This window comes from Rathayibacter sp. AY1G1 (genome assembly GCF_002932095.1).
Taxonomy (GTDB): domain Bacteria; phylum Actinomycetota; class Actinomycetes; order Actinomycetales; family Microbacteriaceae; genus Rathayibacter.
Genome location: NZ_PSUZ01000001.1, coordinates 145,424 through 172,282, shown reverse-complemented (window position 1 = coordinate 172,282; position 26,859 = coordinate 145,424). Strand labels below are relative to the sequence as shown.

Below are 26,859 nucleotides of genomic sequence, written 5' to 3'. Positions count from 1 at the left end.
CCTCTGGAAGACTCTCGGCATGCGCGCCGTGAGCTACTCGTCCTTCTCCGCCCTCCCCGCGATCGTCGAGGTCCCGGAGCCCGTCTGCCCCGTCGACGGCGTCGTCGTCCGCGTCGCGGCGACCGGGGTGTGCCGGAGCGACTGGCACGCGTGGAAGGGGCACGACGACTCGGTCGTCCTGCCGCAGATCCCCGGGCACGAGTTCGCCGGGACGGTGATCGCGACGGGAGCCCAGGTGTCGCTCTTCGCGGTCGGTGACCGGGTCACGGCGCCGTTCGTGTTCGCCTGCGGCGACTGCGAGCAGTGCCGGGAGGGGGCGACGCAGGTGTGCCTCCGCCAGCAGCAGCCGGGATTCACCCTCGACGGGTCGTTCGCCGAGGCGGTGGCCGTGCCGGGTGCGGACCTGAACCTGGTGCGCCTGCCCGACTCCGTCGGCTTCGTCGAGGCGGCCGGTCTCGGCTGCCGCTTCGGGACCGCGTACCACGCCCTGCACGAGCGCGGCCGGGTCGCCCCGGGGGAGTGGGTCGCGGTGCTGGGCTGCGGCGGAGTCGGCCTCTCCGCGGTGATCGTCGCGCTCGCGGCCGGGGCCCGCGTGGTGGCGTCGGACGTCTCCGCCCCGGCGCGGGAGGCCGCGGCCGCGCTCGGGGCGGTGACCGTCCCCGGAGGCGAGGGTGCCGCCGAGGCGATCCGGGCGGCGACCGGAGGAGGGGCGCATCTGGCGGTCGACGCCGTCGGCAGCAGGGTCACCGCGGAGGCGTCGATCGCCGCCCTGCGTCCGCGCGGCCGGCACGTGCAGGTGGGTCTGCTCCTCGGGCCCGACGCCGCACCGGCGATCCCGCTCGGCCGGGTCATCGCCCAGGAGCTGGAGCTGCTGGGCAGCCACGGCATCGCCCGGAGCGGCTACACGGCCCTCCTCGACGACGTCGTCGCCGGCCGTCTGCGCCCCGCCGACTCCGTCGGCCGCACCATCGCCTTCGAGGACCTGCCCGCCGCTCTCGCCGCGATGGACGCCCCCGCCGCGACGCCCGGCATGACGGTCGCCGTCCTGGCCCCCTGACGCGGGCCCGCAGGAGCACTCGCAGTCCCGGTCCGGTGGGTCTCGATGCCCCGCGTCCCGCGGCCTCTCGACCAGCAGCGACCCGTTGTCCGTGCCTGGCGGTTCTCGATAGGCCGCGTCCCGCGGCTACTTGACCGGCACGACTCGGGCACGCCCGCCCTGCTCGATCGCAGGAGCAGGTGGCCGCCGCTCGACGAGGTGGAGCCCGCCGACAGTGATCCGCGTGTCAGCGGATCGATGCCGGGCGACGCGCCCCGCTCTGCGGAACGCACTACGTCGTGAAGTCGACCGCGCCGCGGCGGGCGGGGACCGCCGCGCCTTCGTGGAGCCCGCCGACAGTGATCCGCGTGTCAGCGGATCGATGCCGGGCGACGCACCTCGCTCCGCGGAGCGCGCCGCGTCCTCAAGTCGACCGCGCCGCGGCGGGCGGGGACCGCCGCGCCCTCGTGGAGCCCGCCGACAGCGATGCGCGTGCCAGCGGATCGATGCCGGGCGACGCACCTCGCTCCGCGGAACGCACCACGTCGTGAAGCCGACCGCGCCGTGGTGGGCAGGGACCGCCACGGAAGAGGACTCAGTCCGTCTCGATGAGGATCCCGTCGTGGATGGCGCGCTTGCGGAGCGCCACTTTCGTGCCGACGTCGATGCCGACGACGCGGTACTTCTCGCGGATCCGCTTGAGGTACGACTTCGCCGTCTCCTCCGAGATGCCCAGCTCGAACGCGACCGACTTGACCGGCTCGCCGCCGCCGTAGAGGGCCATCACGCGGCGCTCCTGCGCGCTGAGCTTCGGCGCTCCGTCGGAGTCGCCGGTGGAGAGCGCCATGTCGAGCTCGTGCGAGATGTAGGAGTGGCCGTCCTTGGCCGCGCGGATCGCCTCGACGATCATGTCCGCGTCCTCGGTCTTCACGAGGTAGCCGAGGGCTCCGGAGGCGAGTGCCTCGCGGACCACGGCGGGCTCGGAGTAGGTGCTCATCAGCACGGTCTTCACCCCGGTGGTCTTGAGGGTCGAGAGCTTCACCGAGATCGGGATGTTGTCCTTGAGGTCGAGGTCGAGGAGCACGACGTCGACGGGGAACTCGGGGTGCGTGAGCAGCTCGGGCCAGGAGGCGACCGCGGCCACCAGCTGGATGTCGGAGGCGGCTCCGCGGATCCACTCCGTGAGCGCTCCGAGGAGCATCTTGTGGTCGTCCACGACCGCGAGAGTGATCTTCGCGTCAGCGGTGGGTGTCATCGGTGTCCTTCGGTCGGCGGTCGTCGGCGGTCTCTCGGCGGCTGCTCACCGGTCGGCGGGATTCTCGACCAGGCAGTCGATCTCGATCCGGAGCTCCCCGTCGCGTGAGGTGTCGCGGAAGACGCCGACCTGAGCGATAGCCTCCCACGTCGCAGGATCGACGCCGCGCAAGGGCGCGCCTGAGGAGCGGAGCGTGATCGGCACGAGCAGTCCTCGGGCGGCCGTCCCGGCTCCGGGATCGCGGGGGCTGCCCGACTCGACGTGGAGGACCACGGCGAGCCCGGTCGCGCTGTCGGCGATCAGCCAGATCGCCGAGAGGAGCCCGTCGCGCTGCTGGTGTCCGAGGAGTCCGGCGGTGCCGTCCGGGTCGTCGAGCTCGACGAGCGGCGCGAGCAGCTCGGACTCGAGCACGGCGTGGTGCAGCCAGGTCTCGCGCCGCCCCTCGATGAGGTGGAGGCGGAGCTGGGTGGCGAGCGAGGTCGCGTGCGCGGCGCGCTGGGCGTCGAGGGGCAGGCGGACCGAGCCGTCGCCCACCTCGGCGAGGAGGCGCTCGGCGGCGAGGTCGAGCCGTGCGAGCTCCTCCGAGGCGAGCATCCCGACCGCGTAGCGCGGGCCGAGCGTGGTGCTCTGCACGAGGGCGCGGTCGATCTCGAGCTGAACCATCCGGCGGAATCCGCGCATCATCACGACCACGACGACGGCCGGCGCGATCGTCACCACGAGGGCGCTGATGCGCACCGAGAGCGCGCCCGCGCCGCCCGACTCCATCGAGAGGAACGCGATCACCTCGGCGATCGCGATGAGGGCGCTCACCGCGAGGATCTCGATCCCGCGCCGGTGGACGATCAGCGCGGCGTGCGCGACGGCGCCCGCGACCGCGGCGGTGGGGACGGTGCGGGCCGCGCCGGAGTCGGTCACGGCCACCAGGTCGAGCACGACGGCGGCTCCGAGGGCGACGAGGAAGCAGAGGTAGACCGGGAGCGGCAGGCGGCGTCCGCCGAGGTGGATCGCGAGGACGGTGGACCCGAAGGCCAGGACGACGAGGACCCAGGCGATCGCCGCGGGTGCGAGGTCGCTGTAGCGGGCGGAGGTCGAGAGGAAGATCAGCAGCTCGTAGGCGAGGATCGCGGCGGCGATGCCGTTGAGGCCGCTGCCGAGGTAGTTGGTGCCGAGCCCCTCCTGCTGGCGGCGGACCGAGCGGGCGGACCGGGAGGAGCGGCCGTGCGTCGCGGGCACGCGTCCCAGCAGCGGGGCCCGCGACTCCGGCGCGGGGCTCACTTGGGGACCTCCAGCACCACGGTCGTCCCCGATCCGGGGGCGCTGAACAGTCTGGTGCGGCCGCCGACGTCGCCGAGCCGGGCGATCACCGACTCCTTGAAGCCGAGCTTCGTGTCGGGGACGGTCGCGATGTCGAAGCCCGCGCCCGCGTCCGTGACCATCGCGCGGACGGTCGTCTCGTCCTCGGTGATCGTCACGTCGGCCGAGGCGACGCCGGAGTGGCGGCGCACGTTCTCGAGGCACTCCGCCAGGGCGAGCACGAAGGAGTCGAGGGCCGCGCCGGTGAGCGCCACCTGGCCGGAGCCGTGCCAGATCACGTCGAGCCCCATCCGGCCGAAGCGGTTGCGGACGGTCTCGAGGGTGTTGGCCGCGGGGGCGGAGGTGACGCTGGTCAGCTGGTAGGAGCCGGACGCGCTCGGGGTGGGGGTCCCGCCGAGCCGGAGCTGGCGCAGGAGCTGCGCGTCCTGCGCCGCCTGCTGCCGGAGCGCGTCGACCGACACTCCGCGGCCCGAGTGCGCGAGGAGCGTGAGGGTGGCCAGCACCGTGTCGTGCAGGAGCCGCGCACCCTGCCGGCGCTGCGCCTCCGTCTCGCTGGCGAGGCGCTCCACACGGTGCGCGTTGCCGATGCTGTCGATCCGCCGCACCACCCGAGGGACCGCTGTGCCGATCCAGAGGGCGAATCCGCAGAGCGTGCCCCAGGGCAGCAGGCTCTGGACGACCACGGTGGGGATCATGGTGCCGCTCGAGACGAGCACCGACGGGATCAGGCTCGGGAGGAGCACCGGCAGCAGCAGGAGCAGTCGGCGCGCGGACGTCGTCACGACCACGGCGATGCTCGCGGTCACGGCGTTCGCGGTGTTGACCAGGACGAACCCGGCGAAGTCGGCGCCCGGAGCGAGCCCTAGCGCGAGGCCCCAGCCCAGCAGCAGGCCGCCGACGGCGACGGCGATCACTCGGCTGCGGCGCCCCGTCCGGGCGAGCTCGACGTGGGCGGCCATCATGCCCAGGAGCAGCGCGACGGCGAACGGCACGGCGGCGGGCTGGAGCGTCCCGGGGATGAGGGCCATGCCGAGCGCCCCCGCCTCCGTGAGCAGGCCGATCCCGCAGGCGGAGTGGCGCAGCAGCCGATCGCGCTCGCGGGCGCTGCGGATCATCGGCACGCTCTGGCCCCCTCCGGTCGTGGCGCGGGGCTGGCCCCCGTCTCACGATAGCCACTGGCCGGGCCGGTCGGCGCGGTTCGGGGCGTCGAACCGCGCCGGAGTCGGGCGGGTCAGGCCGTCGCGGGATGCGCCAGCAGCCGGGCGAGGTGCGCGCCGACCGCGTCGTCCTCGATGAGGAACCCGTCGTGGCCGAACGTCGAGGTGATCACCGCGACCTCTCCGCCGTCGAGAGCGCCGGGAGCGTGCGCCGCGATGATCCGCTGGCCCTCGACCGGGAAGAGCCGGTCGCTGTCGATGCCGAGGACGAGGGTCGGGCTGGTGATCCGGGAGAGGGCGGCCGCCTCGCCGCCCCGGCCGCGGCCGACGTCGTGCGAGTTCATCGCCTCGACCAGCGTGATGTAGCTGTTCGCGTCGAAGCGGCGCGTGAACTTGTTGCCGTGGAAGTCGAGGTACGACTCCACGGCGAAGCGGCCGCCGCCGCCGAGCGGGCTGAGCCCCGACTGCCAGCTGCGCTCGAAGCGGTCGTTGAGCTCGGAGGGGCTGCGGTAGTTGAGCAGTGCCATCCGGCGGGCGAGCGCGAGGCCGTGGTACGGGCCCTGGCCGTCGCCCGCGTCGTAGTAGGAGCCGCCCGCGAAGGCCGCGTCGTTGCGGATCGCCTCGAGCTGCACGAAGTTGAGGGCGATCTGGTCGGCCGTGGCCCGCGGGGGAGCGGCCAGAACCGCGAGGCGCGCGACCCGCTCCGCGTGGTCGATCCCCCACTCCAGCGCCTGCATCCCGCCCATCGAGCCGCCGATGACGGTGTGCCAGCGCTCGACGCCGAGCAGGTCGCTGAACTGCACCTGCGCCCGCACCTGGTCGCGGATGCTCGTGTACGGGAACCGTGCGCCCCACTCGTGGCCGTCCGGGGCGAGGGACGCGGGCCCGGTGGAGCCCTGGCACCCGCCGAGCATGTTCGGGGCGACCACGAAGAAGCGGTCGGTGTCGATCACGAGGCCGGGGCCGACGAGTCCCGACCACCAGCCGTCCGTCGCGTGGCCGGGATCGCCGCGGCCGAGCAGGTGGGAGTCGCCGGTCAGCGCGTGCAGGACGAGGACGGCGTTGTCGCGGCGCTCGTTCAGCGCGCCCCAGGTCTCGTAGGCGATGCGGGCGTGGGGGAGGCGGCCGCCCGCCTCGAAGTCGAACGGGCCGAGGTCGACGAAGCGGCGCCCGCCCGGGTGGTCGCCGTCGCGCCAGGCTCCGGTGGCGGGCGGCTTGCCGATGACCGAGAGGAGCTGGCGCTCGGTGACGAACGCCGACGGGACCGTGTCCTCGAGTGTCTGCTGCCAGTCCATAGCGCTGTCCATCGTGTCAGAGCGCCGCGGGGCGGAGCCGTTTGTTACGCCCTGCTCCCGCGCTCCTCCGCCTGCGCGCGGAGCGCCCCGACGCGATCCCCGAGGACGGGGACCCCGTCAGGGCGCCGAGGGGCCTCAGGCGTTCGCGCGGGAGGCCTCGACGACGGCGCGCGCGGCGCGGAGGGCCTGGTCGAGGTCGGCGCGGAGGTCGTCGACGTTCTCGAGTCCCACCGACAGGCGCACCAGGCCCGGAGTGACGCCGGCGGTCAGCTGCTGCTCGGGCGAGAGCTGCGAGTGCGTGGTCGACGCGGGGTGGATGACGAGCGAGCGGACGTCGCCGATGTTGGCCAGGTGCGAGAACAGCTCCAGCGAGTCGACGAAGGCCCGGCCGGCGTCCACTCCGCCCTTGAGCTCGAACGAGAGCACCGCGCCCACGCCCTTTGGCGCGTAGCGGTTGGCCGCGGCGTACCAGGGCGAGGTGGGCAGGCCCGAGTAGTTCACCGAGGCGATGTCGGAGTGGTTCTCGAGGTACTCCGCGATCTCCTGCGCGTTCTGCACGTGGCGCTCGATCCGGAGCGAGAGGGTCTCGATGCCCTGGATGAGCTGCCAGGCGCTCGCCGGGGCGATCGAGGCGCCGAGGTCGCGCAGCAGCTGAACGCGGGCCTTGATGATGTAGGCGAGGGAGTCGCCGACCGCGTCCGTGTAGACGGCGCCGTGGTACGACTCGTCCGGCGTGGTGAGGCCGGGGAAGCGCTCGGCGTTCGCGGTCCACGAGAAGCGGCCGCCGTCGACGATCGCTCCGCCGATGACCGTGCCGTGGCCGCCGAGGAACTTCGTCGCCGAGTGCACGATGATGTCCGCGCCGTGCTCGAAGGGGCGGATCAGGTAGGGCGTCGCGATGGTGTTGTCCACGATCAGGGGCACGCCGGCGTCGTGCGCGACATCGGCCACGGTGCGGATGTCGAGGATGTTGATCTTGGGGTTGCCGACGGTCTCGGCGAAGAACAGCTTCGTGTTCGGGCGGACGGCGCGGCGCCACTCCTCGCGGTCGTCCTGGTTCTCGACGAAGGTCGTCTCGATGCCGAGCTTGGCGAGGGTGTACTTGAAGAGGTTGTAGGTGCCGCCGTAGATCGAGGACGACGAGACGATGTGGTCGCCGGCCTGGGCGATGTTCAGCACGGCCGCGGTCTCGGCGGCCTGGCCCGAGGCGAGCAGCAGGGCGCCGGAGCCGCCCTCGAGGGCGGTGAGCCGCTCCTCCACGACCGCCTGGGTCGGGTTCTGGATGCGGGTGTAGATGTTCCCGAACTCGGCCAGCGCGAACAGGTTCTGGGCGTGCTCCGCGTTGTCGAAGACGTAGGAGGTGGTCTGGTAGATCGGCGTCGCGCGGGCCTTGGTCACCGGGTCCGGCGCGGCGCCCGAGTGGATCTGCTTGGTCTCGAACTGCCACTTCTCGGAGTCGGTCATGGTGCTTCCCATCGGATCGTCGGGTCGGGGACGGGGCCGTTCTCCGTCGCGACGAGCGTACGCGGGGGCCCGCCGGGCGGCCAGGACCGCCGACACACGGGGTAACGGCCGTCAGCGCCGCTCGGGCTGCCGGTCGCGCTTGGCGCCCGTGGGGTCGGCGCGGTCCGGGCGCCGGGGCCTCTCGTCGGCCGCCGGGGCGAAGAGCCAGGCCGCGCGGGGCTCGACCAGCCGGTGGAAGACGGTGCGGGTCCAGCCGAGCGAGAGCACGACCGAGACCGCGATGCAGAACACGATCATCAGCACGAGGGCGAGCGTGCTCTCCGTCCGCGAGAGGATCCCGGACTCCCGCAGCGGATAGAGGACGAAGCTGTGGAGGAGGTAGACGTACATCGTCGACTGCCCCCAGGCGGTGAGCGGGGTGCGGCGGCGCGGAACCAGCGCGAAGAGCGCGAGCGAGAGCACGACCGCTCCGGCCATCAGGGCCAGCCGCACCAGCCCGGCCCACCACTGGGTCTCGCCGAGGGCGTCGTAGGGGCGGTCGTAGAAGAACCAGTAGCGCAGGTCCGCCGCTCGGAACGCCTCGATGTTGACGGTCATGACGACCGCCGTGACCGCGAAGAGGACGACGGCGAGGATCCGGGCGAGGAGCACCCGCGACGGCGGCTGATCGAGCCAGCGGTCGACGGCGGAGCGGCCGCCGGGGGCGAAGCCGCGCAGGCGCCAGCCGAACACGAAGAACGGCAGGATCCCGATCGCGCGTGCGAGCGAGAAGGTCGAGTCGATGTTGTCGTAGTAGCTGACCCCGACCGCGAGCACCACGCTGATCAGCAGCGGCCAGCGCAGCAGCGCCAGGTAGGGGAGGACGAGGCGGAAGATGCCCAGCGCGAGCAGGAACCACAGCGTCCAGCTCGGCTTCGTCGGGTTGAACTCCTGCTTCCCCTCGACCAGGAACTGCACCAGGGTCCAGATCGTCTCCATGATCAGGTAGGGCAGGAGGATGTCGGTCAGCACCCGCCGCATCGCGCGCCCGCTCGGTGCGCCGCTCTTGGAGAAGTAGCCCGAGATGATCGCGAAGGCCGGCATGTGGAAGGCGTAGATCGTCAGGTAGACGATGAGCGAGGTGTCGGAGTTGGCCGTCAGCCGCTGGACGCCGTGCCCGATCACGACGAGGGTCACGCAGACGAAGCGCGCGTTGTCCCAAAGGGGCACGCGGCGCTTCTGGGTGACGGCTGTCCCGGCGGTCGCGGGAACCGGGTCGGCGGGCGGCACGCGGCCAGACTAGCGTTGGGCTGCGACGACGGAGTCGAGGGTGTCCGAGGCTTGACGGAAGGGGACGGGCGTGGATCGACGCGTTGTCGTGACAGGAGCGAGTTCAGGGATCGGGGCGGCCACGGTCCGCCTGTTCCGCGACCACGGCTGGAAGGTCGTCGCCGTCGCGCGCCGGCGCGACCGGCTGGAGGCGCTCGCCGCCGAGACCGGCGCCGGGTACTTCGCCGCCGACCTCACCGACGCCGCCCAGGTCGACGCTCTGCGCGACCACCTCGCCTCCTCCGGGCCCGTGCACGCCCTCGTGAACAACGCGGGCGGTGCGCTCGGACTCGACTCGGTCGAGAAGTCCGACCCCGAGGACTGGCGCCGCATGTTCGAGATCAACGTGCTCTCGGTGAAGCTCGTGACCAGCGCGCTGCTCCCGCTGCTGCGCGCCGGGATCCGGGGGAGCGGCACCTCCGCGGACATCGTGACGGTCACCTCGATCGCCGGCCACGTCGCCTACGAGGGCGGGGGCGGGTACAACGCCGCCAAGCACGCCGCGCACGCGCTGGTCGCCGTGCTGCGGCTCGAGCTGGCCGGCGAGCCGATCCGCGTGATCGAGATCGCGCCGGGGATGGTGCACACGGACGAGTTCTCGCTGGTCCGCTTCCGCGGCGACCGGGAGCGCGCCGACGCGGTCTACGCCGAGGTCCCCCACCCGCTGGTCGCGGAGGACGTCGCCGCTGCGATCGTCTCCTCGGTGGAGCTCCCCGCCCACGTCAACCTCGACCTGGTGACCATCAAGCCGGTCGCGCAGGCGGCCCCGCACAAGGTCGCGAAGGGACCCCTGGCCCCGCGCGCCTGACCGATGTGACGCGGAGGCCCGCGACGGCCTAGCCTGTCCCTCATGGTTTCCGACGCCGACGACTCCGCCGCCCTCCTCGCCGCCACGGAGAAGGAGGTGCTCGGCTGGCTCGAGTTCGGCGACGCCGCTCGGCACCTGGCCGACGACGTGGTCGCGTCGGGCTACCGGCCGGAGCTGGTCGTCGCCATCGCGCGCGGAGGTCTGCTCCTCGCGGGCGCCGTGGCCTACGCGCTCGGCATCAAGAGCTGCGGCGCGCTGAACGTCGAGTTCTACACCGGCGTCGAGGCGCGCCTGGCGGAGCCCGTGGTGCTGCCGCCGCTGCTCGACGAGGCGTCCGTGCGCGGCAAGCGCATCCTCCTGGTCGACGACGTCTCCGACTCCGGCCACACCCTCGCCCTCTCGGTGAAGCTCATCCGCGCGATGGGTGCCGAGGTGCGCACCGTGACCCTCTACACGAAGCCGCGCACGGTGCTCGAGCCCGATTTCTTCTGGCGCCGCACCCCGCGCTGGATCGTCTTCCCCTGGTCGGCTCTGCCCCCGGTGGACGGAGCCCTCGCCGAGGACGACGAGTGAGCGTCCACCTCATCGGCGGCGGAGGCGGCGTCGAGCACGACCAGCAGCTGTACGGGGCGTTCCTCGCGGAGGCGCGCGCCCACGCGGTCGACGCCGGCCGGATCGAGGGCCCGCGCATCGCGATCGTCGTCGTCCACGACGGGCTCGGCCCGGAGGCCTACGCCGGCTACGCGGCACTGCTCGCGACGGTCGGCCCGCTCGACGCGTTCGCCGTGATGAAGCCGGAGGGCGGCCGGATCGCTCCCGCGGTCTTCGACGACGTCGACGGGATCTTCGTCGGCGGAGGACTGACCCCGGCCTACCGCGACGCGCTCGAGGCCTGCTTCCCGCGGCTGCGCGATCTCGTCTCCTCCGGAGTGCCGTACGCCGGCTACTCGGCGGGGGCCGCCGTCGCGGCCGATCGCGCCCTCGTCGGCGGCCACCGGATCGGCGGCGTCGCCGTCGTCCCGGAGGGCGCGGCGGAGGAGCTCGACGAGGTCACGGTGCTCGAGGGCATCGGCCTCATCGACGTGACGGTCGACGTGCACGCGGCGCAGTGGGGGACCCTCGGTCGCCTGGTCGCGGCCGTCGAGGCGGGCCTGGTCGACGGCGGCGTCGCGCTCGACGAGTCCACCGTGCTGATCGTCGGCACCGGCGCGCTCCGCGTCGGTGGCGCCGGCTCGGTGTGGCGCGTGAGCGGCAGCGACGCCGGAGTCGTCGTCGCGACGCTCGCGGCGGGCTGACCCGGTGGACCTCGCGGAGCTCGCGGCCTCGGGACTGATCGACCGGGGCTGGGCGGAGGCCCTCGCCCCCGTCGCCGGGGACATCGCCGCGATGGGCGACTTCCTCCGCGGCGAGGTCGCGGCCGGTCGGCCCTACCTCCCCGCGGGCCGCGACGTGCTCCGCGCCTTCGCCGCCCCGCTCGCGGACGTGCGCGTCCTCATCGTCGGACAGGACCCGTACCCGACGCCCGGGCACCCGATCGGGCTGTCCTTCGCGGTCGAGCGCCACGTGCGCCCGCTGCCGAGGAGCCTGCAGAACATCCACCGCGAGCTCCGGGACGATCTCGGCGTCGAGCCGCCCGAGCACGGCGACCTCAGCGGCTGGACCTCGAGCGGCGTGATGCTGCTCAACCGGGTCCTCACCGTCGCCCCCGGTGCTCCCGCCTCGCACCGCGGGAAGGGCTGGGAGGTGGTCACCGAGCACGCGATCCGCACGCTGGCCGCCCGGGACGCGCCTCTCGTCGCGATCCTCTGGGGCCGCGACGCCGCGTCGCTCCGCCCGATGCTGGGGGAGGCCGGAGTGATCGAGAGCGCGCACCCCAGCCCGCTGTCGGCCTCGCGCGGCTTCCTCGGCTCCCGGCCGTTCAGCCGCGCCAACGCCCTCCTGGAGGAGCGCGGCGCGGAGCCGGTCGACTGGAGTGCTCTCGCGTGACCGGGCGCTCGCCCGCGGGGCGGCTACGCTGGCCCGGATCGATGGGCGGAGCCGAAGGGGAGCCGGATGCTTGAGGAAGAGTACGAGAGCCGGCGCGTCCTGCCGCCGCACCTGCGGAAGGCGCCGCCTCCCGAGCCCGGCTTCTCGTTCGAGATCCGCGACGCCCGCGACGCCGACCTCCCGGACATCCGCGAGATCTACAACCACTACGTGCGCAACACGGTGGTGACCTTCGACGAGGACGACTCGACGCTGAAGGAGTGGCGGACGAAGTTCACCCGCAACCAGAAGCTCGGGCTGCCCTTCATCGTGGCCGTCTCGCCGTCGGGCCAGATCCTCGGCTACGCGATGGTGTCGCCGTGGTCCTCCAAGCGGGCGTACCGCTTCACCGTGGAGAACTCGATCTACCTGCGGGCGGCCTCCACCGGGAAGGGCCTCGGCCGGGCGCTGATGGCCGAGCTCCTCGAGCGCGCGAAGGCCGTGGGGATCCGTCAGATCATGGCCGTCATCGCCGACAAGGGCGCGGAGGCGTCGCTGGCGATGCACGCGCAGTTCGGATTCGTCGAGGTCGGCCGGATGGGCCGCGTCGGCTTCAAGTTCGAGCGCTGGCTCAGCACCGTCCTGCTGCAGAAGACCCTCAAGTAGGGCCGACCCGCCCCTGCGAATGCGCCTCATCGACAGGTGCCGGGGAGCGCGCCGTCCCTACACTGGACGGCATGGAATGGCTCGTCCCGCTCATCGTCGTCGTCGCGCTCGTCGTCATCCTCGGGGTCTACCTCTGGGCGACGTACAACTCGCTGGTCACCCTCAACGTCCGCGTGGACGAGGCGTGGAGCGACATCACCGTCCAGCTGAAGCGCCGCGCGGATCTGATCCCCAACGTGATCGACTCCGTGAAGGGCTACGCCTCGCACGAGCGCCAGGTCTTCGAGTCGGTGACGCAGGCTCGCGCCGAGACGCTGCAGGCCCAGGGCCCGGCGGAGGCGTCGGTCGCCGAGGACCACATGCAGAGCGCTCTGAAGTCGATCTTCGCGGTCGCGGAGGCGTACCCCCAGCTGCAGGCGAGCCAGAACTTCCTCCAGCTGCAGGGCGAGCTGGTCGACACCGAGGACAAGATCCAGTCGGCCCGGCGCTTCTACAACGGCGGCGTACGCGAGATGAACACCAAGGTGAAGGTCTTCCCGAACACGCTCTTCTCGCGCCGGCTCGGCTTCTCGGAGCGCGAGTTCTTCGAGGTCGGCGATCTCGCCGCGATCTCGGAGCCCCCGCGCGTCCAGTTCTAGGCAGCCGCCGTGTACAGCGCGATCGCCCGCAACAAGCGCAACACGGTCCTGATCCTCGTCCTGTTCCTGGCGATCATCGGCGGCCTGGGCGCCCTGGCTGCAGCGGTCTACCGCAGCACGGCGATCGTCGTGGTGGTGCTCGTGATCGCCGCCGCGTACGCGTTCTTCCAGTACTTCTTCGCCGCTCGCCAGGCGGTCGCGCTCAGCGGCGGCGTGGCGGTGGAGAAGGCGGACGAGCCGAGGCTCTACCGCATCGTCGAGAACCTCTCGATCGCGACGGGCACGCCGATGCCGAAGGTGTACCTGATCGACGACCCGGCGCCGAACGCGTTCGCGACCGGCCGTGATCCCGAGCACGCCGTCGTGGCTGCGACGACGGGCCTGCTCGCGATCATGGACGACGCCGAGCTGGAGGGCGTGATGGCCCACGAGCTGGGCCACGTCCGCAACTACGACATCCGCGTCTCGATGATCGTCTTCGGTCTCGTCGTCGCGGTGGGCTTCCTCTCGGACGCCTTCCTCCGCCTGGCCTTCTTCGGGCGGGGCGGCAACGGCAACGGCGGGGGCAACCCGGCGCTCCTGATCGTCGGGCTGGTGTCGATGGTCCTCGCGCCGATCGTCGCCTCGGTCGTGCAGCTCTCGATCTCCCGCCAGCGCGAGTACCTCGCCGATGCGACCAGCGCGCTGACGACCCGCCACCCCGGCGCCCTCGCCCGCGCCCTGCTCAAGCTCGAGTTCGCGGGCCGGCCGATGCAGCGGCAGAACAGCTCGATGGCGCACCTCTGGATCGCCGACCCGTCGAAGCCGGGGGTGGTCGCGCGCCTCTTCGCGACCCACCCGCCGATCGCGGACCGCGTCGCCCGCCTCTCCGAGATGGGCTCGCGCTTCTAGCAGGCCGATCCGGCCGACGCCCCGTCGACGATCGCCGCCCCGCACCGCATCCCGCTTCGGTCAGAGGTGCGCCCGTCACCGCGCCGGACGGGACGTCATCCGGTCGGAGCCGCGAGCGGACCGCCGTCGACGGTCGTCAGGTACTCGGCGAAGACCGGCGCCGGGTCGATGCCGCTCGCCGCCGCGTCGACCAGCGCCCGCCGGACCAGGGCGAGGACGACGGTGGCCAGGACGGCCGCCCGGTGCGGGGACGTGCGGCCGAGCCCCATCCGCTCCGCGAGGAACGGCGTCAGCGCCTCCTCGCCGTCGTGCAGCGACTGCGCCCAGACGGCGCGCATCGCCGAGGTCTCGGTGAGCAGGGGGATCAGCCGGAGGGTGCGGTCGAGCTGGGGACCGGAGGCCGCCGCGGCGAAGGCGTGGCCGAGCGCCGCGTTCAGCGGCTCGGCGGCCGGGCGCTCGAGGAGGGCGCGTCCCATCGCTGCGATCGCGGCGGCGAGCACCGGGCGCACGCAGTCCTCCTTCCCGCCGAGGTACCGGTGGAAGGTCCGGAGGGAGACGCCGGCCGCGTGGGCGAGCTCGCCCGTGCCGACCCCGACGACGCTCCCGCGCTCGAGCAGACGGGCGACGCAGCGCTCCGAGAGCGCCAGCGCCAGGACGCCGCCGGGCGCGCTCACGCGATCCTCCTCAGTGCTGCGGCGAGGGCGGCCGCGAGGTCGCCGCGACCGACGACCTCGACGGCGTCGAGGCCCTGCCAGGCCGCCGCCTCGACCAGCAGTGCGGCGAGCCGCTCCGGCGTGTCGGCCGGGGCCCCCGGCTCGAGCCAGGCGGCCTGCACGAGGAGGACCCGGCGCTTGCGCTCGCTCTTGAGGTCGACCCGTGCGGCGATCACGTCGTCGAGGAGCACGGGGAGGACGTAGTAGCCGTGGACCCGCTGCTCGGCCGGGGTGTAGATCTCGATCCGGTAGTGGAAGCCGAAGAACAGCTCGGCCCTCGGCCGGTGCCAGACCACGGGGTCGAACGGCGAGAGGAGCGCGTCCGCCCGGAGCGTGCGGGGGCGTCGGGCGTCGACGTGCCGCCAGAGCGGCACGGGTCGCCCGCCCCGCTCCCAGCCGCGCACCTCGACGCGCTCGAGCTCGCCCGCCTCGACCAGCTCGTCGATCGCGACGCGCGTGGGGGACTGGAGCAGCCGGTGGTAATCGGCCAGGTCGCCGAGGGTGCCGATCCCATGGGCCCGGGCCGCCCGGCGCACGAGCTCGCGGACGGCGTCGGGGAGGGGCACGTTGGCATCGAGCACCGCGCTCGGGAGGAGCCGCTCGGCGAGACCGTAGGAGCGCTCGAAGCGCGTGCGCCCCGCCGTCACCACCTCGCCCCAGCGGAACAGGACCTCGAGGCCGCGCTTGATGTCGGACCAGCCCCACCAGGGGCCCGTGCGGACGTTGGCCTCGTGCTCGATCTCGGAGGCGCGGAGGGGACCGTCGGCGAGCGCGGCGCGGAGCCAGTCGAGGGTGGCGCGGTTCTCGTGGGCCCAGCCCTCGTGCTCGGGCAGGCGGACCCGGCGGTAGTGCTCCATCCGCCAGCGGTAGAGCGGGAGGTCCTCGCGGCGGACGAGGGCGGCCTCGTGGGCCCAGTACTCGACGTAGGGGCCGTCGGGGGAGAAGGCCGCTGCGTCGAGGAGGGAGCGATCGTACGGGCCGAGCCGCGCGAGCAGCGGCAGGTAGTGGCTCCGCTCGAAGACGTTCACCGAGTCGAGCTGGAGCGGGCGGATCCGGTCCACGGCGGCGCGCACCCGGCGCGCGTCGACCCGGGACGGACGGGGGACGCTGAACCCCTGCGCCGCCAGGGCGATGCGGCGCGCCAGCGCGGCGGAGAGCTGCTCGGTCATGGTCCGCCCACGCTAGCGAACGCCCCCGACATCGCCGTCCCCGATTCGGCCCCCGGCGTTCGCCCGGCATTGACCGCCGCGCTCCCTCGCCGACTCGCGGCGCTCCTACCGTGCCCGAGGCCGTCCCACCGGGGCGGCCCACCCGACTCCTGGAGGACCCTTGACCATTCAGCGCCTGTCGCGCGCCGCCGCGGTCGCCGCCGCCGGCACCGCCCTCGTCTTCACGCTCTCGGCCTGCTCCGGCGGCGCCACCGCCTCGTCCGACGGCGGCGGCGCGGAGGCGGCGTCCGCCACGTCCGCCGCGGACCTCGGCGGGCTGGACGCCCTGGTCGAGGCCGCGAAGGCCGAGGGCGAGCTCAACGTCATCGCCCTGCCCGACACCTGGGCGAACTACGGCGAGCTGATCAGCGGCTTCGAGGACGAGTACGGCATCACCGTGAACTCCGCCGACCCCGACGTCTCCTCCGCGGAGGAGATCAGCACGGCGGAGAACCTCGCCGGGCAGGACACCGCTCCCGACGTGTTCGACCTCGGGCCGGCCGTCGCTCTGGCGAACACGGACGTGTTCGCGCCGTACAAGGTCGAGTCCTGGGACGACATCCCCGAGGGGAACAAGGAGGAGTCGGGCCTCTGGGTCAACGACTACACCGGCCTGATGTCGATCGGGTTCGACGCGGACGCGGTGCCTGCGCCCACGTCGCTCGAGGACCTCCTCGGCGCCGACTACCGCGGCTCGGTCGCGATCAACGGCGACCCGACCCAGGCGGGAGCCGCCGCGGCCGCGGTGCAGCTCGCGGCTCTCCAGTCCGGCGGCTCCGCCGCCGACGTCCAGGCGGGGATCGACTTCTTCGAGAAGCTGAACGACGCCGGCAACTTCCTGCCGCTGGACCCGACCGACGCCACCATCGCCTCGGGCGAGACCCCGGTCGTCTTCGACTGGAGCTACAACAACCTCGCCGCCGGGAAGGCGAACGAGGGCACCCGCGAGTGGACGACGACCGTCCTCCCGGGCTCCGCCGTCGGCAGCTACTACAACCAGGCGGTCAACGCCGACGCTCCGCACCCGGCGGCCGCGCGGCTCTGGCAGGAGTACCTCTACTCCGACGCCGCGCAGAACCTCTACCTCGCCGCCGGCGCCTACCCGGTGCGTCTGGCCGCGATGACCGAGGCCGGCACGGTCGACCAGGACGCGCTCGACGCCGTCGGCGCCGCTCCCTCCGACCTCGTCCAGTTCACGGAGGAGCAGACCGAGGCGGCCTCGTCGCTCCTCGCCGAGAAGTGGGCCCCGGCGATCCAGTGACCACCGCTCCCGCCGAGGCCGTCTCCGGGGCGTCCGCGCCCCGGGGACGGCGCGGCACCCCGGCCGTGCTGGGCGTCGCCCCCTTCGCGCTCTACGTCCTGCTGTTCCTGGCCGTCCCCACGGTCCTCGCCGTGGCGACCGGATTCACGGACGGAGACGGCCGCTTCACCACGGCTAACGTGCTCGCGCTCGGGGATCCCGTCGTGCTGTCCGCCTTCGGCGCGTCGCTCGGGCTCTCGGCCGTGACCGCCGTCGTCGGCGCGGTGCTGGGCGCGGTCGTGTGCCTGGCCCTGCTCGGCTCCGATCCGCGCGGGGCGCTCCGGACCGTCGTCGATGCAGCGGCGAGCGTCCTCGCGCAGTTCGGCGGGGTGATGCTCGCGTTCGCGTTCATCGCGACGATCGGCGTGCAGGGGCTGGTGACCACCCTCCTCGCGGGAGCGGGCGTCGACCTCTACGCCGACGGCGTGTGGCTCTACCAGCTGCCCGGGCTCGTCCTGCCCTACCTCTACTTCTACTTCCAGGTGCCCCTGATGGTGCTCACGTTCCTGCCCGCGCTCGAGGGCCTGCGTCCGGAGTGGGCCGAGGCGAACGCGGTGCTCGGCGGGGGCCGGCTCGGCTACTGGCTGCACGTGGCCCTCCCGGTGCTGGCGCCGTCGTTCCTCGGCTGCGTGCTGCTCCTGTTCGCGAACGCGTTCTCCTCCTTCGCCACCGCGGCGGCGCTGATCAGCCAGGGCGCGCAGATCGTCCCCCTCCAGATCCGCGCCGCGCTGGTCAGCGAGACGGTGCTGGGCCGCGAGAACCTCGCGGGCGCCCTCGCGCTCGGGATGCTCGCGGTGATGGTGGTCCTGATGTCCGGGTACGCGCTGCTGCAGCGCCGGGCCCGGCGGTGGCAGCGATGAGGCCCGCGCGGCTCCTGTCCGGGGCGGTGCTCGTGATCACCGGGCTGGTGTTCGCCGTCCCGATCGTCGCGATGGCGGAGTTCACGCTCCGCGGCGCCGGCGGCCACGACCTCGCGCACTGGACGGCGATCCTCGACCCGGAGAACGAGCGCGCCTACCGCTCGCTGTTCCAGGGGATCGGAAACTCGCTGGTCCTCGCCGTCGTCACCGCCCTCATCGTCCTGATCCTGCTGGTGCGGACGATGCTGCTCGTCGAGATCCGGCTCCCGCGCCTGCGCCGGGCTCTGGAGCTGGTCTGCCTGCTCCCGCTGACCGTGCCCGCCATCGTCCTCGTCGTCGGCCTCGCGCCGGTCTACTCCGTGGTCACCGAGCTCGCCGGCTCCGCGCCGTGGACGCTCGCTCTCGCCTACGGGGTGCTGGTCCTGCCCTACGCCTACCGCGCCGTGGCGGCGGACCTCGCCGGTCTCGACGCCGTGACGCTCTCGGAGGCGGCCCGCTCGCTCGGCGCGGGCCCGCTCGCGGTGCTCGGGAGGGTCCTCCTGCCGAACCTGCGCCGGGGCCTGGTCGCGGCCGCGCTGATCACCGTCGCAGTCGTCCTCGGCGAGTACACGATCGCCTCGCTCCTCAGCCGCACCACCCTCCAGACCGGCCTGGTGCAGGTGTCGAAGTCCGACGCCTACGTCGCCGTGATCTTCTCGCTGCTCTCCCTCCTCTTCGCCTTCGCCCTCCTGATCGGGATCGGCCGCCTCGCGCGGATCGGCCTGCCGACGGGCCGGGCGCGCTCCTCGAAAGGCTCCTCGTGACCGCTCCCACCCTCCCCGGCGCCCGCGTGCGCTTCGTCGACGTGGAGCGGCACTACGGCTCCGCGCGAGCGCTCGACGGCGTCTCGTTCGACGTGGCCCCGGGCGAGTTCATCGCGCTGCTCGGCCCCTCCGGCTGCGGCAAGACCACAGCCCTGCGAGCCCTCAGTGGTCTCGAGCGGATCGACGCGGGGCGGATCCTCGTCGACGAGGAGGACGTCGCCCACGTCCCCGTCGCGAAGCGCGACATGGGCATGGTCTTCCAGTCGTACTCGCTCTTCCCGCACCTGCGGGCGCGCGAGAACGTCGAGTTCGGGCTGCGCACCCGGGGAGTCGGGGCGCGCGAGCGCCGGGCGGCCGCGGGGGAGGCGCTGGAGGTCGTGGGCCTCGGCGCCCTCGGCGACCGCTACGCGCACGAGCTCTCCGGCGGCCAGCAGCAGCGGGTGGCGCTCGCGCGCGCCCTCGTCACGCGGCCGCGGGTGCTGCTGCTGGACGAGCCCCTGTCGGCCCTGGACGCGAAAGTCCGCGTCCAGCTGCGCGACGAGATCAAGCGCCTGCAGTCCGAGATCGGCATCACCACGTTCTTCGTCACGCACGACCAGGAGGAGGCGCTCGCCGTCGCCGACCGCGTCGCGGTGATGAACGCCGGGCGGATCGAGCAGCTGGGTGCACCGGAGGACCTCTACGCGCGCCCGGCGACCGCCTTCACGGCCCGCTTCGTCGGCCTCTCGACGGTGGTCGCGGGGACGGTCTCGTCGGGATCGGTCCTCGCGCTCGGCGTGCGCCTGCCGCTCGTCGACGCGGCGGTAGCGGACGGGCCTGTGTCGGTGTTCCTCCGCCCCGAGGACCTCGCCGTCGTGGCCGACGGCGCTCCCGACTCCCTGCCCGGAGTCGTCCTCGCCTCGAGCTTCCTGGGGCCGGTGCGGCGCTCGACAGTCCGGCTGGCGACGGGCGAGGAGGTCACCGTCCAGCACGCGTCGGGGCACCGCCTCGAGCCGGGGGAGCGGGTCGGCGTGCTGCCCGCGCGGCGCCCGGTCGCGGTCGCTCCGGCACCGGAGCAGGCGGCGATCGGCGCCGCCGCATGAGCACTCCCCGGGGATACCGCGCGGGGTATGCGCCGGGGCCTAGTCTGGACAGATGAGACTCGGCAGGTCCCGCCGCACCTCCGGCCCGCGCGCCGTCCAGCCCGCCGCGCCCGTCGCCCCGGCCGCCCCCTCCCGGCCCGCTCCCGTCGCCGATTCGGCCTTCGTGAGCGACGGGATGCGCATCGCCGGCGCCTGGGCCTGGCGCGTCCTCGTCGTGGTCGCGGCGCTCGCGGTGCTGGTGCTGCTCGTCATCGAGCTGCGGCTGATCGTCATCCCGCTCCTGCTCGCGATCGTGATCGCCGCCCTGCTCGTGCCGTTCTCGAGCTTCCTCCAGCGCCACCGCTGGCCCAAGTGGGCCGCCGTCGTCCTGGCGGAGCTGGGGATCGTCGTGGTGATCGGCGGGCTCCTCTTCCTCGTCGTCACCCAGGTCTACTCCGGCTTCGACGATCTCAGCCGGCAGACGGTGCAGTCCTACGACGACTTCAAGGCCTTCCTCCTCGAGTCGCCGCTCCACCTCACCGAGACCGACATCAACCAGTACGCGCAGCAGGCGCTCACGGCCCTGCAGCAGGACTCGGGGATGCTGGTCAGCGGCGCGCTCAGCGTCGGCTCGACCGTCGGCCACCTGCTGACGGGCGTGCTGCTCACCCTTTTCTCGACGCTGTTCATCCTCATCGACGGGCCGAACATCTGGAGCTGGGTCGTCCGCCTCTTCCCGCGCCGCGCCCGCGGAGCCGTCGACGGCGCCGGCCGCGCAGGGTGGGTGACGCTGACCAACTTCGTGAAGGTGCAGATCCTGGTCGCCTTCGTCGACGCGGTCGGCATCGGCCTCGGCTCCTTCCTCCTCGGCGTCCCGCTGGCCATCCCGATCGGCGTGCTCGTCTTCCTCGGCTCCTTCGTGCCGGTCATCGGCGCCGTGGTGACGGGGGCGCTGGCCGTCTTCATCGCGCTGGTCTACAACGGACCGCTGATCGCGCTCTTCCTGCTGATCGTCGTCCTCGCGGTGCAGCAGCTCGAGGGCCACATCCTCCAGCCGCTGATCATGGGGTCGGCGGTCAAGGTCCACCCGTTGGCCGTCGTGCTCGCTGTGGCCGGAGGCTCGATCATCGGCGGCATCGCCGGCGCCTTCTTCGCGGTGCCCGTCGTGGCCACACTCAACGTCATGGTCAAGTACGTCGCGAGCGGAGCCTGGCGCTCGCCGACCCGAACCCCCGAGAGAGTTGCCGCAGAGCATGCAGACTAGCCGCGTCGTCGGACCCGCCCTCCACGAGTTCGAGGCGGCCCGCGCCGTCCTCGCCCCCGTCATCGCCGCCACCCCCATGGAGACGAGCACCTTCCTCGCGCAGGTCCTCGGCTCGCCCGTGTTCCTCAAGTGCGAGAACCTCCAGCGCACCGGCTCCTACAAGATCCGCGGAGCCGTGTTCCGGATGTCGCGGCTCACCCCGGAGGAGCGGGCCCGCGGAGTCGTGGCGGCCTCGGCCGGCAACCACGCGCAGGGCGTCGCCTACGCGGCGCGGGAGCTGGGGATCAAGGCCACGATCTTCATGCCGATCGGCGTCGCGCTGCCCAAGCTCGCGGCCACCCGTGACTACGGCGCTGACGTGGTGCTGAGCGGGCACATCTTCAACGAGGCGCTCGCGGCGGCGGCGGAGTTCGCCGAGCGCACCGGCGCGGTCTTCGTTCCTCCCTACGACCACCCCGACGTGATCACCGGCCAGGGCACGGTCGGCCTCGAGATCCTCGAGCAGGCCCCCGCCGTCGAGACCATCGTGGTGCCCATCGGCGGGGGCGGCCTCATCGCCGGGGTCGCCTCGGCGGCCAAGCAGAAGGCGGCCGAGGAGGGGCGCACGCTCCGCGTCATCGGCGTGCAGGCGGCCAACGCGGCGCCGTACCCGCTCTCGCTCGCGAGCGGCGAGCCGACCGCGATCACGATCTCTCCGACGATCGCCGACGGCATCGCCGTGGCGAAGCCGGGGCAGCTGAACTTCGCGATCGTCCGCGAGATGGTGGACGAGGTCGTCACCGTCGAGGACGACGACATCGCCCGGGCTCTGCTGGTGCTGCTGGAGCGGGCGAAGCTCGTGGTGGAGCCCGCGGGCGCGGTGGGCATCGCGGCGATCCTGACGGGGAAGATCCGCGACGCCGGAGCGACCGCGGTCATCCTGTCGGGCGGCAACATCGATCCGCTGATGATGGAGCGGGTGATCAGCCGGGGCCTGGCCGCGTCGGAGCGCTACCTCAAGATGAGCATCGGGCTGCCGGATCGTCCGGGGCAGCTGTCGCGCATCGCGGAGCTCATCTCGGAGGCGAACGCGAACGTGGTCGAGGTGCTGCACACCCGGCACGGCCGGGGCCTGCAGATCAGCGAGGTCGAGATCGAGATCAGCGTCGAGACCCGCGGCCCCGAGCACGCCGACCGCGTCATCCAGGTCCTCACCGACGCCGGCTACGCCCCCCGCATCTCCCGCAACTGACCGCTCGAGGGCGCCGCGGTGTTCTCCGCAGAGCGGAGGACAAAGCCGGTACCGGCGATCTCGCGCCCTCGCCGTCGCCGCGAAGCCGGCGCGGCGCGCCCGTTCGGAGAGGGCTGATCGTGCGTCGCCGCGTTCTCCGCAAGGCGGAGGAGGAAGCGGTACCGGCGGCATCGCGCCCGACGCTGTCGCCGCGAAGCCGGCGCCCCCCGTCTGGAGAGGGCTGATCGTGCGTCGCGGCGTTCTCCGCAAGGCGGAGGAGGAAGCGGTACCGGCGGTATCGCGCCCGACGCTCTCGCCGCGAAGCCGGCGCCCCCCGTCTGGAGAGGGCTGATCGTGCGTCGCGGCGTTCTCCGCAAGGCGGAGGAGGAAGCGATACCGGCGGTATCGCGCCCGACGACAACGCCGCGGAGAGCGCCGCGACGTGCGATCAGTGGCCGGACCAGGTCTCGACGTTGGCGACGCGGACCTCGATCTCCCGCCCGTTGGGTGCCGTGAAGCGGGCGGTGTCGCCGACGTTCAGGCCCATGATCGCCGATCCGAGGGGGCTCTGGGGGCTGTAGACGTCGAGGTCGCTCTCGCCCGCCATCTCGCGGTTGCCGAGGAGGAAGCGGGACTCGTCGCCGGCGATCTCGGCGGTGATGATGGTGCCGGCCTCGACGACTCCGTGGCTCTCGGGGGGCGTGCCGATCTCGGCTTCGCGGAGGAGGGAGGTCAACTGGCGGATGCGGGCCTCGATCTTGCCCTGCTCGTCCTTCGCGGCGTGGTAGCCGCCGTTCTCCTTCAGGTCGCCCTCCTCGCGGGCGACCTCGATGCGCTTGGCGATCTCCTCGCGTCCGTTGGTGGACAGCTCGGTGAGCTCCGCCTCGAGGCGGTCGTACGACTCCTGGGTCATCCAGGTCACCTGTGACTGGTCGGCCATGGTGGGCTCCTGCTCTGCGGGCCGCGCTCGCGGCGCCCGGCAGCACCGTGCGGAGGTGTCCGCGTCCGGCGGTGGGGACGGCCGGCGTCAGGCGGCGGTGGGAATGGCGAGGCCCCGACGAGTCCGTCAGGGCTTCGGGCAAGCCTACGGGAGCCAGCAGGAGGAGATCAAACCTGTGTTCGCGAGCTCGGTGGTGCGGACGGTCTCCGTGTAGGAGCGGAAGCGCTCCGTCGTGGCGGGGTACTCCACGACCAGCCAGCCGACCACGGCGGACTGCTCGTTGAGGGCCTGGACCGCGCAGGCGACCTCGCGGCCGACGGGCGCGGTGAGGTCGAAGGAGACGGTGACGGTGCGGTCGTCGACGACCTGGTGCGCGGTGTCCTGGACGTCCACTCCGCCGCGTGCTCCGTCGAGGCCGGCCCAGACGACCCAGGCGGCGAAGACGGCGACGAAGGCGAGCGCGACACCGCCGAAGAGCCAGCGGTTCCCGCGGCGGGTGCGCGTCGTGCGGCCGTAGCGGGTGGCGAGGGGTCCGGCGGCGCGGACGGCGTCCGGATCGAGCGCGGGCGCGGCGGCTCCCTCGACGCTCTCGGACGTGCGGGCGGCCACGGAACTCCCTGGGTGATGCGTCTACTCTGGACGGGTGGCGCGCGTCCTCCGCGGACGGGAGCGCCGATCCCATTAAACCCCGAGGAATCGAGCGATCGTGTCCCAGGCCGTCGAGGTCTCCGTCGATTCGGAGGTGCGGGACACTCCGCGCCTCCTCGCCGTGCACGCCCATCCTGACGACGAGTCGAGCAAGGGCGCGGCGACGCTGGCCGCCTACGCCTCGCGGGGCGCCGAGGTCATGGTGGTCTCCTGCACCGGAGGCGAGGCCGGCTCCGTGCTGAACGAGGGCCTCGAGGCCCGCGCGCACGCCGAGCGCGACATCGGCGGCCTCCGCCGGTACGAGATGGCGGCCGCTCGCGAGGCGCTCGGCGTCGAGCACGCCTGGCTCGGCTTCGTCGACTCCGGCATGCCCGAGGACGGGAAGGTCGACGCCGCCTCGTTCGCGGGCCTGCCGCTCGCCACGGCCGCCGCTCCGCTCGTGCGCCTGGTCCGCCGGTTCCGGCCGCACGTGATCATCAGCTACGACGAGAACGGCGGCTACCCGCACCCCGACCACATCCGCGCCCACCAGGTCGCCGTCGAGGCGTACCGCGCGGCGGGCCTCGCCGAGGAGTACCGGGGCACGGGCGCTCCGTGGTCGATCTCGAAGCTGTACTACGACCGCGTCTTCAGTGGCCAGAAGCTGCGGGCGATCGCCGAGCACCTGCGCTCGATCGACCCGGAGGACCCGCGCCTGTCGGTCTTCGAGGAGATGAAGCGCTGGAACGAGGACACCCCGTACCTCGCGACGACGCGGGTCGTGATCTCCGGCTTCCACGATCGGCGCGATGCGGCCCTGCTGGCCCACGCCAGCCAGGTCGCTCCGGACAACGCCTTCTTCTTCCTCCCGCACGAGGCGATCGACGCCGCCTGGCCGACCGACGACTTCCAGCTCGTCGAGAGCCGGGTCGACGCGCCGACGCCCGAGACGGATCTCTTCGCCGGTCTCGACCTGGCCGAGCTCGCCCCGGGCCCGACCGCGGTCGTCCCGCCGATCGCTCCCGACCCCGAGCCCTCGGGGGACGCCCCGGTGTCCCCGGAGCCCGACGGCTCCGGCGTCGTCGTCGCCGACGAGGTGCGCGCGTGATCGCCGGGCTGCTCGAGGGCGCCCAGCGCGCCGTCGTCCTCGCCTCCACGACGGTGCCGACCCCGGGTCCCGAGTTCAACGAGGACACGGTCACGCCGGGCCTCTTCGGCTTCATCACGATGCTCGTGATCGCTCTGGCCGCCGTCCTCCTCGCGCTCGACATGGTCCGGCGCGTGCGGCGCACCACCTACACCGCCCAGGTGAAGGAGCGGCTCGACGCCGAGGAGGCGGAGCGCAGCGAGGGCTGAGCCCGGCCCGCACCGGTGGGCCCGGGCCCCGCTAGGCGTTGTAGGCGGGGTGGAGCGAGACGATCAGCGCCGCCGTCCAGTGGCAGAGGAACGCCACGGCCGTGAGCGCGTGGAAGATCTCGTGGAAGCCGAAGACGCCCGGGACCGGGTTGGGCTTCTTGATCCCGTAGATCACGGCTCCGGCGGAGTAGCAGAGCCCGCCGACGAGGACGAGCACCATCATCGTCGCGCTGGCCTCGAAGAGCGGACCGAGGTACATCACGGCCGCCCAGCCCAGCAGCAGGTAGAGCGGCACGTAGAGCCAGCGCGGCGCGCCGATCCAGAAGACGCGGAAGCCGATCCCGAGCAGCGCCCCCGCCCAGACCAGGACCAGCAGGAGCGTGCCCTGCGCGGGCGGCAGGGCGAGCGCGGCCAGCGGCGTGTAGGTGCCGGCGATCAGCAGGAAGATGTTGGCGTGGTCGATCCGCTTGAGGATCATCTTCGTCCGCGGCTTCCAGTCGAAGCGGTGGTACAGAGCGGAGTTGCCGAAGAGCAGGAGCGACGTGGCCGCGAACACCGCGGCCGCCCACTTCGCCGCGGTCCCCTCCGCGACCACGATCAGCACCACTCCGGCGACGATCGCGAGCGGGAAGAGGCCGGCGTGGATCCAGCCGCGCCAGGTGGGCCGGACCTCCGCCGAGGAGTCGTGCTCGATCGCGTCCTCGACGAGGGGGAGGGCGGGCAGGTCCGGGCCGTCCGCTCCGACGGCGTCTCCGCCGCGGTCGGTGCGGGCGCGGGGATCGGACGGGGGAGGCGTCGGCCGCTGGCTCATGCCGGACAGACTACGACGCCGTCCCGGGCCGACGCCGAGCGCCGCCGGGCTTCGAGGAGCGCCCCGGGTCGACTACCGTGTCACTGTGCCGAAGCCGAGACTGCCTGTGGGAAGGGACCTCCTCTACGGCGTCTACAAGAAGCGCCTCCGCTCGAGCCTTCCCCCCGACTCCCTGCCGAACCACGTCGCGATGATCATCGACGGCAACCGGCGCTGGGCGCGGCAGCGGGCCCTCGAGACCGCCGCGCACGGCCACCGGGCCGGAGCCGCCAAGGTGCACGAGTTCCTGCAGTGGTGCGACGAGCTCGGTGTGCGCCACGTCACCCTCTACCTGCTCTCGCAGGACAACCTCGTCGGCCGCGACAGCAGCGAGCTGACCGAGCTGATCGCGATCATCGCCGACCTCGCCGAGGAGGTCTCGCAGCAGCCCGACTGGCGCGTGCAGCACGTCGGCTCCGACGAGGGCCTCCCGCCCTCGCTCGTGGCCGCGCTCGACACGGCGGAGGCGCGCACCGCCTCCCACACGGGCCTGCACGTCAACCTCGCGGTCGGCTACGGCGGGCGGCACGAGATCGCCCAGGCCGTGCGGAGCATCCTGGAGGAGCACGGCAAGCGCGGCTCCTCCATCGAGGACGTCGCGGGCCTGCTGACCCCGGAGCTCATCGGCGAGCACCTGTACACCAGCGGGCAGCCCGACCCCGATCTGGTCATCCGCACCTCGGGGGAGCAGCGCCTCTCCGACTTCATGCTCTGGCAGAGCGCGCACAGCGAGTTCTACTTCATGGAGGCGCTCGGCCCCGACATCCGCGAGGTCGACTTCCTCCGCGCGCTCCGCGACTACGCCGGACGGCACCGCCGCTTCGGCAGCTGACCTCGCGGCTCCTGCCGCACCACCGACCGGAAGGG

Annotated in this window: 28 protein-coding genes; 17 read left to right on the top strand and 11 right to left on the bottom strand. The window is 72.9% G+C overall.

What is annotated here, in order from left to right; translation table 11 throughout:
* Nucleotides 1-19: 19 nt before the first annotated feature.
* Entirely contained in the window at nt 20-1,057 is a 1,038-nt protein-coding gene (locus C5C36_RS00790) for an alcohol dehydrogenase catalytic domain-containing protein (protein ID WP_104262455.1), read from the top strand.
* A gap of 574 nt (nt 1,058-1,631) precedes the next feature.
* On the opposite strand, the gene C5C36_RS00785 is transcribed toward C5C36_RS00790, so the two are convergent.
* The 6 genes from C5C36_RS00785 to C5C36_RS00760 form a co-directional block, all read right to left on the bottom strand.
* Complete coding sequence (locus C5C36_RS00785) at nt 1,632-2,291, bottom strand: response regulator (RefSeq protein WP_104224447.1); 660 nt, start codon at nt 2,289-2,291, stop codon at nt 1,632-1,634.
* Between the two features lie 45 nt (nt 2,292-2,336).
* Nucleotides 2,337-3,527, bottom strand: a complete 1,191-nt coding sequence (locus C5C36_RS00780) for a hypothetical protein (protein ID WP_146084554.1) — start codon at nt 3,525-3,527, stop codon at nt 2,337-2,339.
* 38 nt (nt 3,528-3,565) lie between these two features.
* Nucleotides 3,566-4,723, bottom strand: a complete 1,158-nt coding sequence (locus tag C5C36_RS00775; protein ID WP_104224445.1) for a sensor histidine kinase — start codon at nt 4,721-4,723, stop codon at nt 3,566-3,568.
* 116 nt (nt 4,724-4,839) lie between these two features.
* Complete coding sequence (locus C5C36_RS00770; protein WP_104262457.1) at nt 4,840-6,060, bottom strand: homoserine O-acetyltransferase; 1,221 nt, start codon at nt 6,058-6,060, stop codon at nt 4,840-4,842.
* A gap of 135 nt (nt 6,061-6,195) precedes the next feature.
* Nucleotides 6,196-7,524, bottom strand: a complete 1,329-nt coding sequence (locus C5C36_RS00765) for a bifunctional o-acetylhomoserine/o-acetylserine sulfhydrylase (RefSeq protein WP_104237865.1) — start codon at nt 7,522-7,524, stop codon at nt 6,196-6,198.
* Nucleotides 7,525-7,635: 111 nt separating this feature from the next.
* A complete protein-coding gene (locus tag C5C36_RS00760; protein WP_104262458.1) occupies nt 7,636-8,733 on the bottom strand; it encodes an acyltransferase family protein in 1,098 nt (365 codons plus the stop codon).
* A 130-nt stretch (nt 8,734-8,863) separates the two neighbouring features.
* Between C5C36_RS00760 and C5C36_RS00755 the strand changes: the two genes are divergently transcribed.
* The 7 genes from C5C36_RS00755 (at nt 8,864) to C5C36_RS00725 (ending at nt 13,800) form a co-directional block, all read left to right on the top strand.
* Nucleotides 8,864-9,640, top strand: a complete 777-nt coding sequence (locus C5C36_RS00755) for an SDR family NAD(P)-dependent oxidoreductase (protein ID WP_258068975.1) — start codon at nt 8,864-8,866, stop codon at nt 9,638-9,640.
* Nucleotides 9,641-9,682: 42 nt separating this feature from the next.
* Nucleotides 9,683-10,213 (top strand): phosphoribosyltransferase, encoded by a 531-nt coding sequence (locus tag C5C36_RS00750; RefSeq protein ID WP_104224441.1) that lies wholly within the window; start codon nt 9,683-9,685, stop codon nt 10,211-10,213.
* Nucleotides 10,210-10,935 (top strand): peptidase S51, encoded by a 726-nt coding sequence (locus C5C36_RS00745; protein WP_104262460.1) that lies wholly within the window; start codon nt 10,210-10,212, stop codon nt 10,933-10,935. Before C5C36_RS00750 ends, C5C36_RS00745 begins: the two co-directional genes overlap by 4 nt.
* Nucleotides 10,936-10,939: 4 nt before the next feature.
* The gene (locus C5C36_RS00740; protein WP_104262461.1) at nt 10,940-11,626 is read left to right on the top strand and encodes a uracil-DNA glycosylase; all 687 of its coding nucleotides are present in this window, start codon (nt 10,940-10,942) and stop codon (nt 11,624-11,626) included.
* A gap of 66 nt (nt 11,627-11,692) precedes the next feature.
* Complete coding sequence (locus C5C36_RS00735) at nt 11,693-12,271, top strand: GNAT family N-acetyltransferase (protein WP_104262462.1); 579 nt, start codon at nt 11,693-11,695, stop codon at nt 12,269-12,271.
* Between the two features lie 71 nt (nt 12,272-12,342).
* Nucleotides 12,343-12,909, top strand: coding sequence for a LemA family protein (locus C5C36_RS00730; protein WP_104225511.1), 567 nt, complete (start codon nt 12,343-12,345; stop codon nt 12,907-12,909).
* Nucleotides 12,910-12,918: 9 nt separating this feature from the next.
* On the top strand, nt 12,919-13,800 hold the full coding sequence (locus C5C36_RS00725) for a M48 family metallopeptidase (protein ID WP_104262463.1): 882 nt from the start codon (nt 12,919-12,921) through the stop codon (nt 13,798-13,800).
* Nucleotides 13,801-13,895: 95 nt separating this feature from the next.
* Here the strand turns inward: C5C36_RS00725 and C5C36_RS00720 are convergent, their stop codons facing one another.
* Both C5C36_RS00720 and C5C36_RS00715 read right to left on the bottom strand, forming a co-directional pair.
* Complete coding sequence (locus C5C36_RS00720; protein WP_104224435.1) at nt 13,896-14,474, bottom strand: TetR/AcrR family transcriptional regulator; 579 nt, start codon at nt 14,472-14,474, stop codon at nt 13,896-13,898.
* Nucleotides 14,471-15,682, bottom strand: coding sequence for a winged helix-turn-helix domain-containing protein (locus C5C36_RS00715; RefSeq protein ID WP_104262464.1), 1,212 nt, complete (start codon nt 15,680-15,682; stop codon nt 14,471-14,473). Before C5C36_RS00715 ends, C5C36_RS00720 begins: the two co-directional genes overlap by 4 nt.
* 160 nt (nt 15,683-15,842) lie before the next feature.
* On the opposite strand from C5C36_RS00715, the gene C5C36_RS00710 reads away from it, so the two are divergent.
* The 6 genes from C5C36_RS00710 to ilvA are packed head-to-tail and all read left to right on the top strand — an operon-like array spanning nt 15,843 to nt 22,240.
* Entirely contained in the window at nt 15,843-16,982 is a 1,140-nt protein-coding gene (locus C5C36_RS00710) for an ABC transporter substrate-binding protein (RefSeq protein WP_104246638.1), read from the top strand.
* A complete protein-coding gene (locus C5C36_RS00705) occupies nt 16,979-17,881 on the top strand; it encodes an ABC transporter permease subunit (RefSeq protein WP_104246637.1) in 903 nt (300 codons plus the stop codon). Before C5C36_RS00710 ends, C5C36_RS00705 begins: the two co-directional genes overlap by 4 nt.
* Nucleotides 17,878-18,684, top strand: coding sequence for an ABC transporter permease (locus C5C36_RS00700; RefSeq protein ID WP_104262465.1), 807 nt, complete (start codon nt 17,878-17,880; stop codon nt 18,682-18,684). The genes C5C36_RS00705 and C5C36_RS00700 overlap by 4 nt, the downstream gene beginning before the upstream one ends.
* Nucleotides 18,681-19,766: an ABC transporter ATP-binding protein gene (locus C5C36_RS00695; protein ID WP_104262466.1), complete on the top strand. Its 1,086-nt coding sequence runs from the start codon at nt 18,681-18,683 to the stop codon at nt 19,764-19,766. Before C5C36_RS00700 ends, C5C36_RS00695 begins: the two co-directional genes overlap by 4 nt.
* Before the next feature lie 52 nt (nt 19,767-19,818).
* Nucleotides 19,819-21,009: an AI-2E family transporter gene (locus C5C36_RS00690; protein ID WP_104225517.1), complete on the top strand. Its 1,191-nt coding sequence runs from the start codon at nt 19,819-19,821 to the stop codon at nt 21,007-21,009.
* Nucleotides 20,999-22,240, top strand: coding sequence for a threonine ammonia-lyase (gene ilvA, locus C5C36_RS00685; protein WP_104224429.1), 1,242 nt, complete (start codon nt 20,999-21,001; stop codon nt 22,238-22,240). The genes C5C36_RS00690 and ilvA overlap by 11 nt, the downstream gene beginning before the upstream one ends.
* A 427-nt stretch (nt 22,241-22,667) precedes the next feature.
* Here ilvA and greA read toward each other — a convergent pair whose 3' ends face one another.
* Nucleotides 22,668-23,159, bottom strand: a complete 492-nt coding sequence (gene greA / locus C5C36_RS00680) for a transcription elongation factor GreA (protein ID WP_104225519.1) — start codon at nt 23,157-23,159, stop codon at nt 22,668-22,670.
* A 144-nt stretch (nt 23,160-23,303) separates the two neighbouring features.
* A complete protein-coding gene (locus tag C5C36_RS00675) occupies nt 23,304-23,768 on the bottom strand; it encodes a DUF4307 domain-containing protein (RefSeq protein ID WP_104232767.1) in 465 nt (154 codons plus the stop codon).
* 97 nt (nt 23,769-23,865) lie between these two features.
* On the opposite strand from C5C36_RS00675, the gene mca reads away from it, so the two are divergent.
* Complete coding sequence (mca, locus tag C5C36_RS00670) at nt 23,866-24,894, top strand: mycothiol conjugate amidase Mca (protein ID WP_244229458.1); 1,029 nt, start codon at nt 23,866-23,868, stop codon at nt 24,892-24,894.
* Nucleotides 24,891-25,142, top strand: coding sequence for a hypothetical protein (locus C5C36_RS00665; RefSeq protein WP_244230611.1), 252 nt, complete (start codon nt 24,891-24,893; stop codon nt 25,140-25,142). The genes mca and C5C36_RS00665 overlap by 4 nt, the downstream gene beginning before the upstream one ends.
* A 31-nt stretch (nt 25,143-25,173) precedes the next feature.
* On the opposite strand, the gene C5C36_RS00660 is transcribed toward C5C36_RS00665, so the two are convergent.
* Complete coding sequence (locus C5C36_RS00660; RefSeq protein WP_104262467.1) at nt 25,174-25,953, bottom strand: hemolysin III family protein; 780 nt, start codon at nt 25,951-25,953, stop codon at nt 25,174-25,176.
* Nucleotides 25,954-26,059: 106 nt separating this feature from the next.
* On the opposite strand from C5C36_RS00660, the gene C5C36_RS00655 reads away from it, so the two are divergent.
* Nucleotides 26,060-26,824: an isoprenyl transferase gene (locus tag C5C36_RS00655; protein ID WP_279630826.1), complete on the top strand. Its 765-nt coding sequence runs from the start codon at nt 26,060-26,062 to the stop codon at nt 26,822-26,824.
* Nucleotides 26,825-26,859 lie beyond the last annotated feature (35 nt).

What these genes read in the sequence shown, in the direction of transcription:
- C5C36_RS00790 (WP_104262455.1), top strand. Translation starts at nt 20, where the DNA reads ATGCGCGCCGTGAGCTACTCGTCCTTCTCCGCCCTCCCCGCGATCGTC.
- C5C36_RS00785 (WP_104224447.1), bottom strand. Translation starts at nt 2,291, where the DNA reads ATGACACCCACCGCTGACGCGAAGATCACTCTCGCGGTCGTGGACGAC.
- C5C36_RS00775 (WP_104224445.1), bottom strand. Translation starts at nt 4,723, where the DNA reads ATGATCCGCAGCGCCCGCGAGCGCGATCGGCTGCTGCGCCACTCCGCC.
- C5C36_RS00770 (WP_104262457.1), bottom strand. Translation starts at nt 6,060, where the DNA reads ATGGACTGGCAGCAGACACTCGAGGACACGGTCCCGTCGGCGTTCGTC.
- C5C36_RS00765 (WP_104237865.1), bottom strand. Translation starts at nt 7,524, where the DNA reads ATGACCGACTCCGAGAAGTGGCAGTTCGAGACCAAGCAGATCCACTCG.
- C5C36_RS00750 (WP_104224441.1), top strand. Translation starts at nt 9,683, where the DNA reads ATGGTTTCCGACGCCGACGACTCCGCCGCCCTCCTCGCCGCCACGGAG.
- C5C36_RS00735 (WP_104262462.1), top strand. Translation starts at nt 11,693, where the DNA reads ATGCTTGAGGAAGAGTACGAGAGCCGGCGCGTCCTGCCGCCGCACCTG.
- C5C36_RS00730 (WP_104225511.1), top strand. Translation starts at nt 12,343, where the DNA reads ATGGAATGGCTCGTCCCGCTCATCGTCGTCGTCGCGCTCGTCGTCATC.
- C5C36_RS00715 (WP_104262464.1), bottom strand. Translation starts at nt 15,682, where the DNA reads ATGACCGAGCAGCTCTCCGCCGCGCTGGCGCGCCGCATCGCCCTGGCG.
- C5C36_RS00700 (WP_104262465.1), top strand. Translation starts at nt 17,878, where the DNA reads ATGAGGCCCGCGCGGCTCCTGTCCGGGGCGGTGCTCGTGATCACCGGG.
- C5C36_RS00690 (WP_104225517.1), top strand. Translation starts at nt 19,819, where the DNA reads ATGAGACTCGGCAGGTCCCGCCGCACCTCCGGCCCGCGCGCCGTCCAG.
- ilvA (WP_104224429.1), top strand. Translation starts at nt 20,999, where the DNA reads ATGCAGACTAGCCGCGTCGTCGGACCCGCCCTCCACGAGTTCGAGGCG.
- greA (WP_104225519.1), bottom strand. Translation starts at nt 23,159, where the DNA reads ATGGCCGACCAGTCACAGGTGACCTGGATGACCCAGGAGTCGTACGAC.
- C5C36_RS00660 (WP_104262467.1), bottom strand. Translation starts at nt 25,953, where the DNA reads ATGAGCCAGCGGCCGACGCCTCCCCCGTCCGATCCCCGCGCCCGCACC.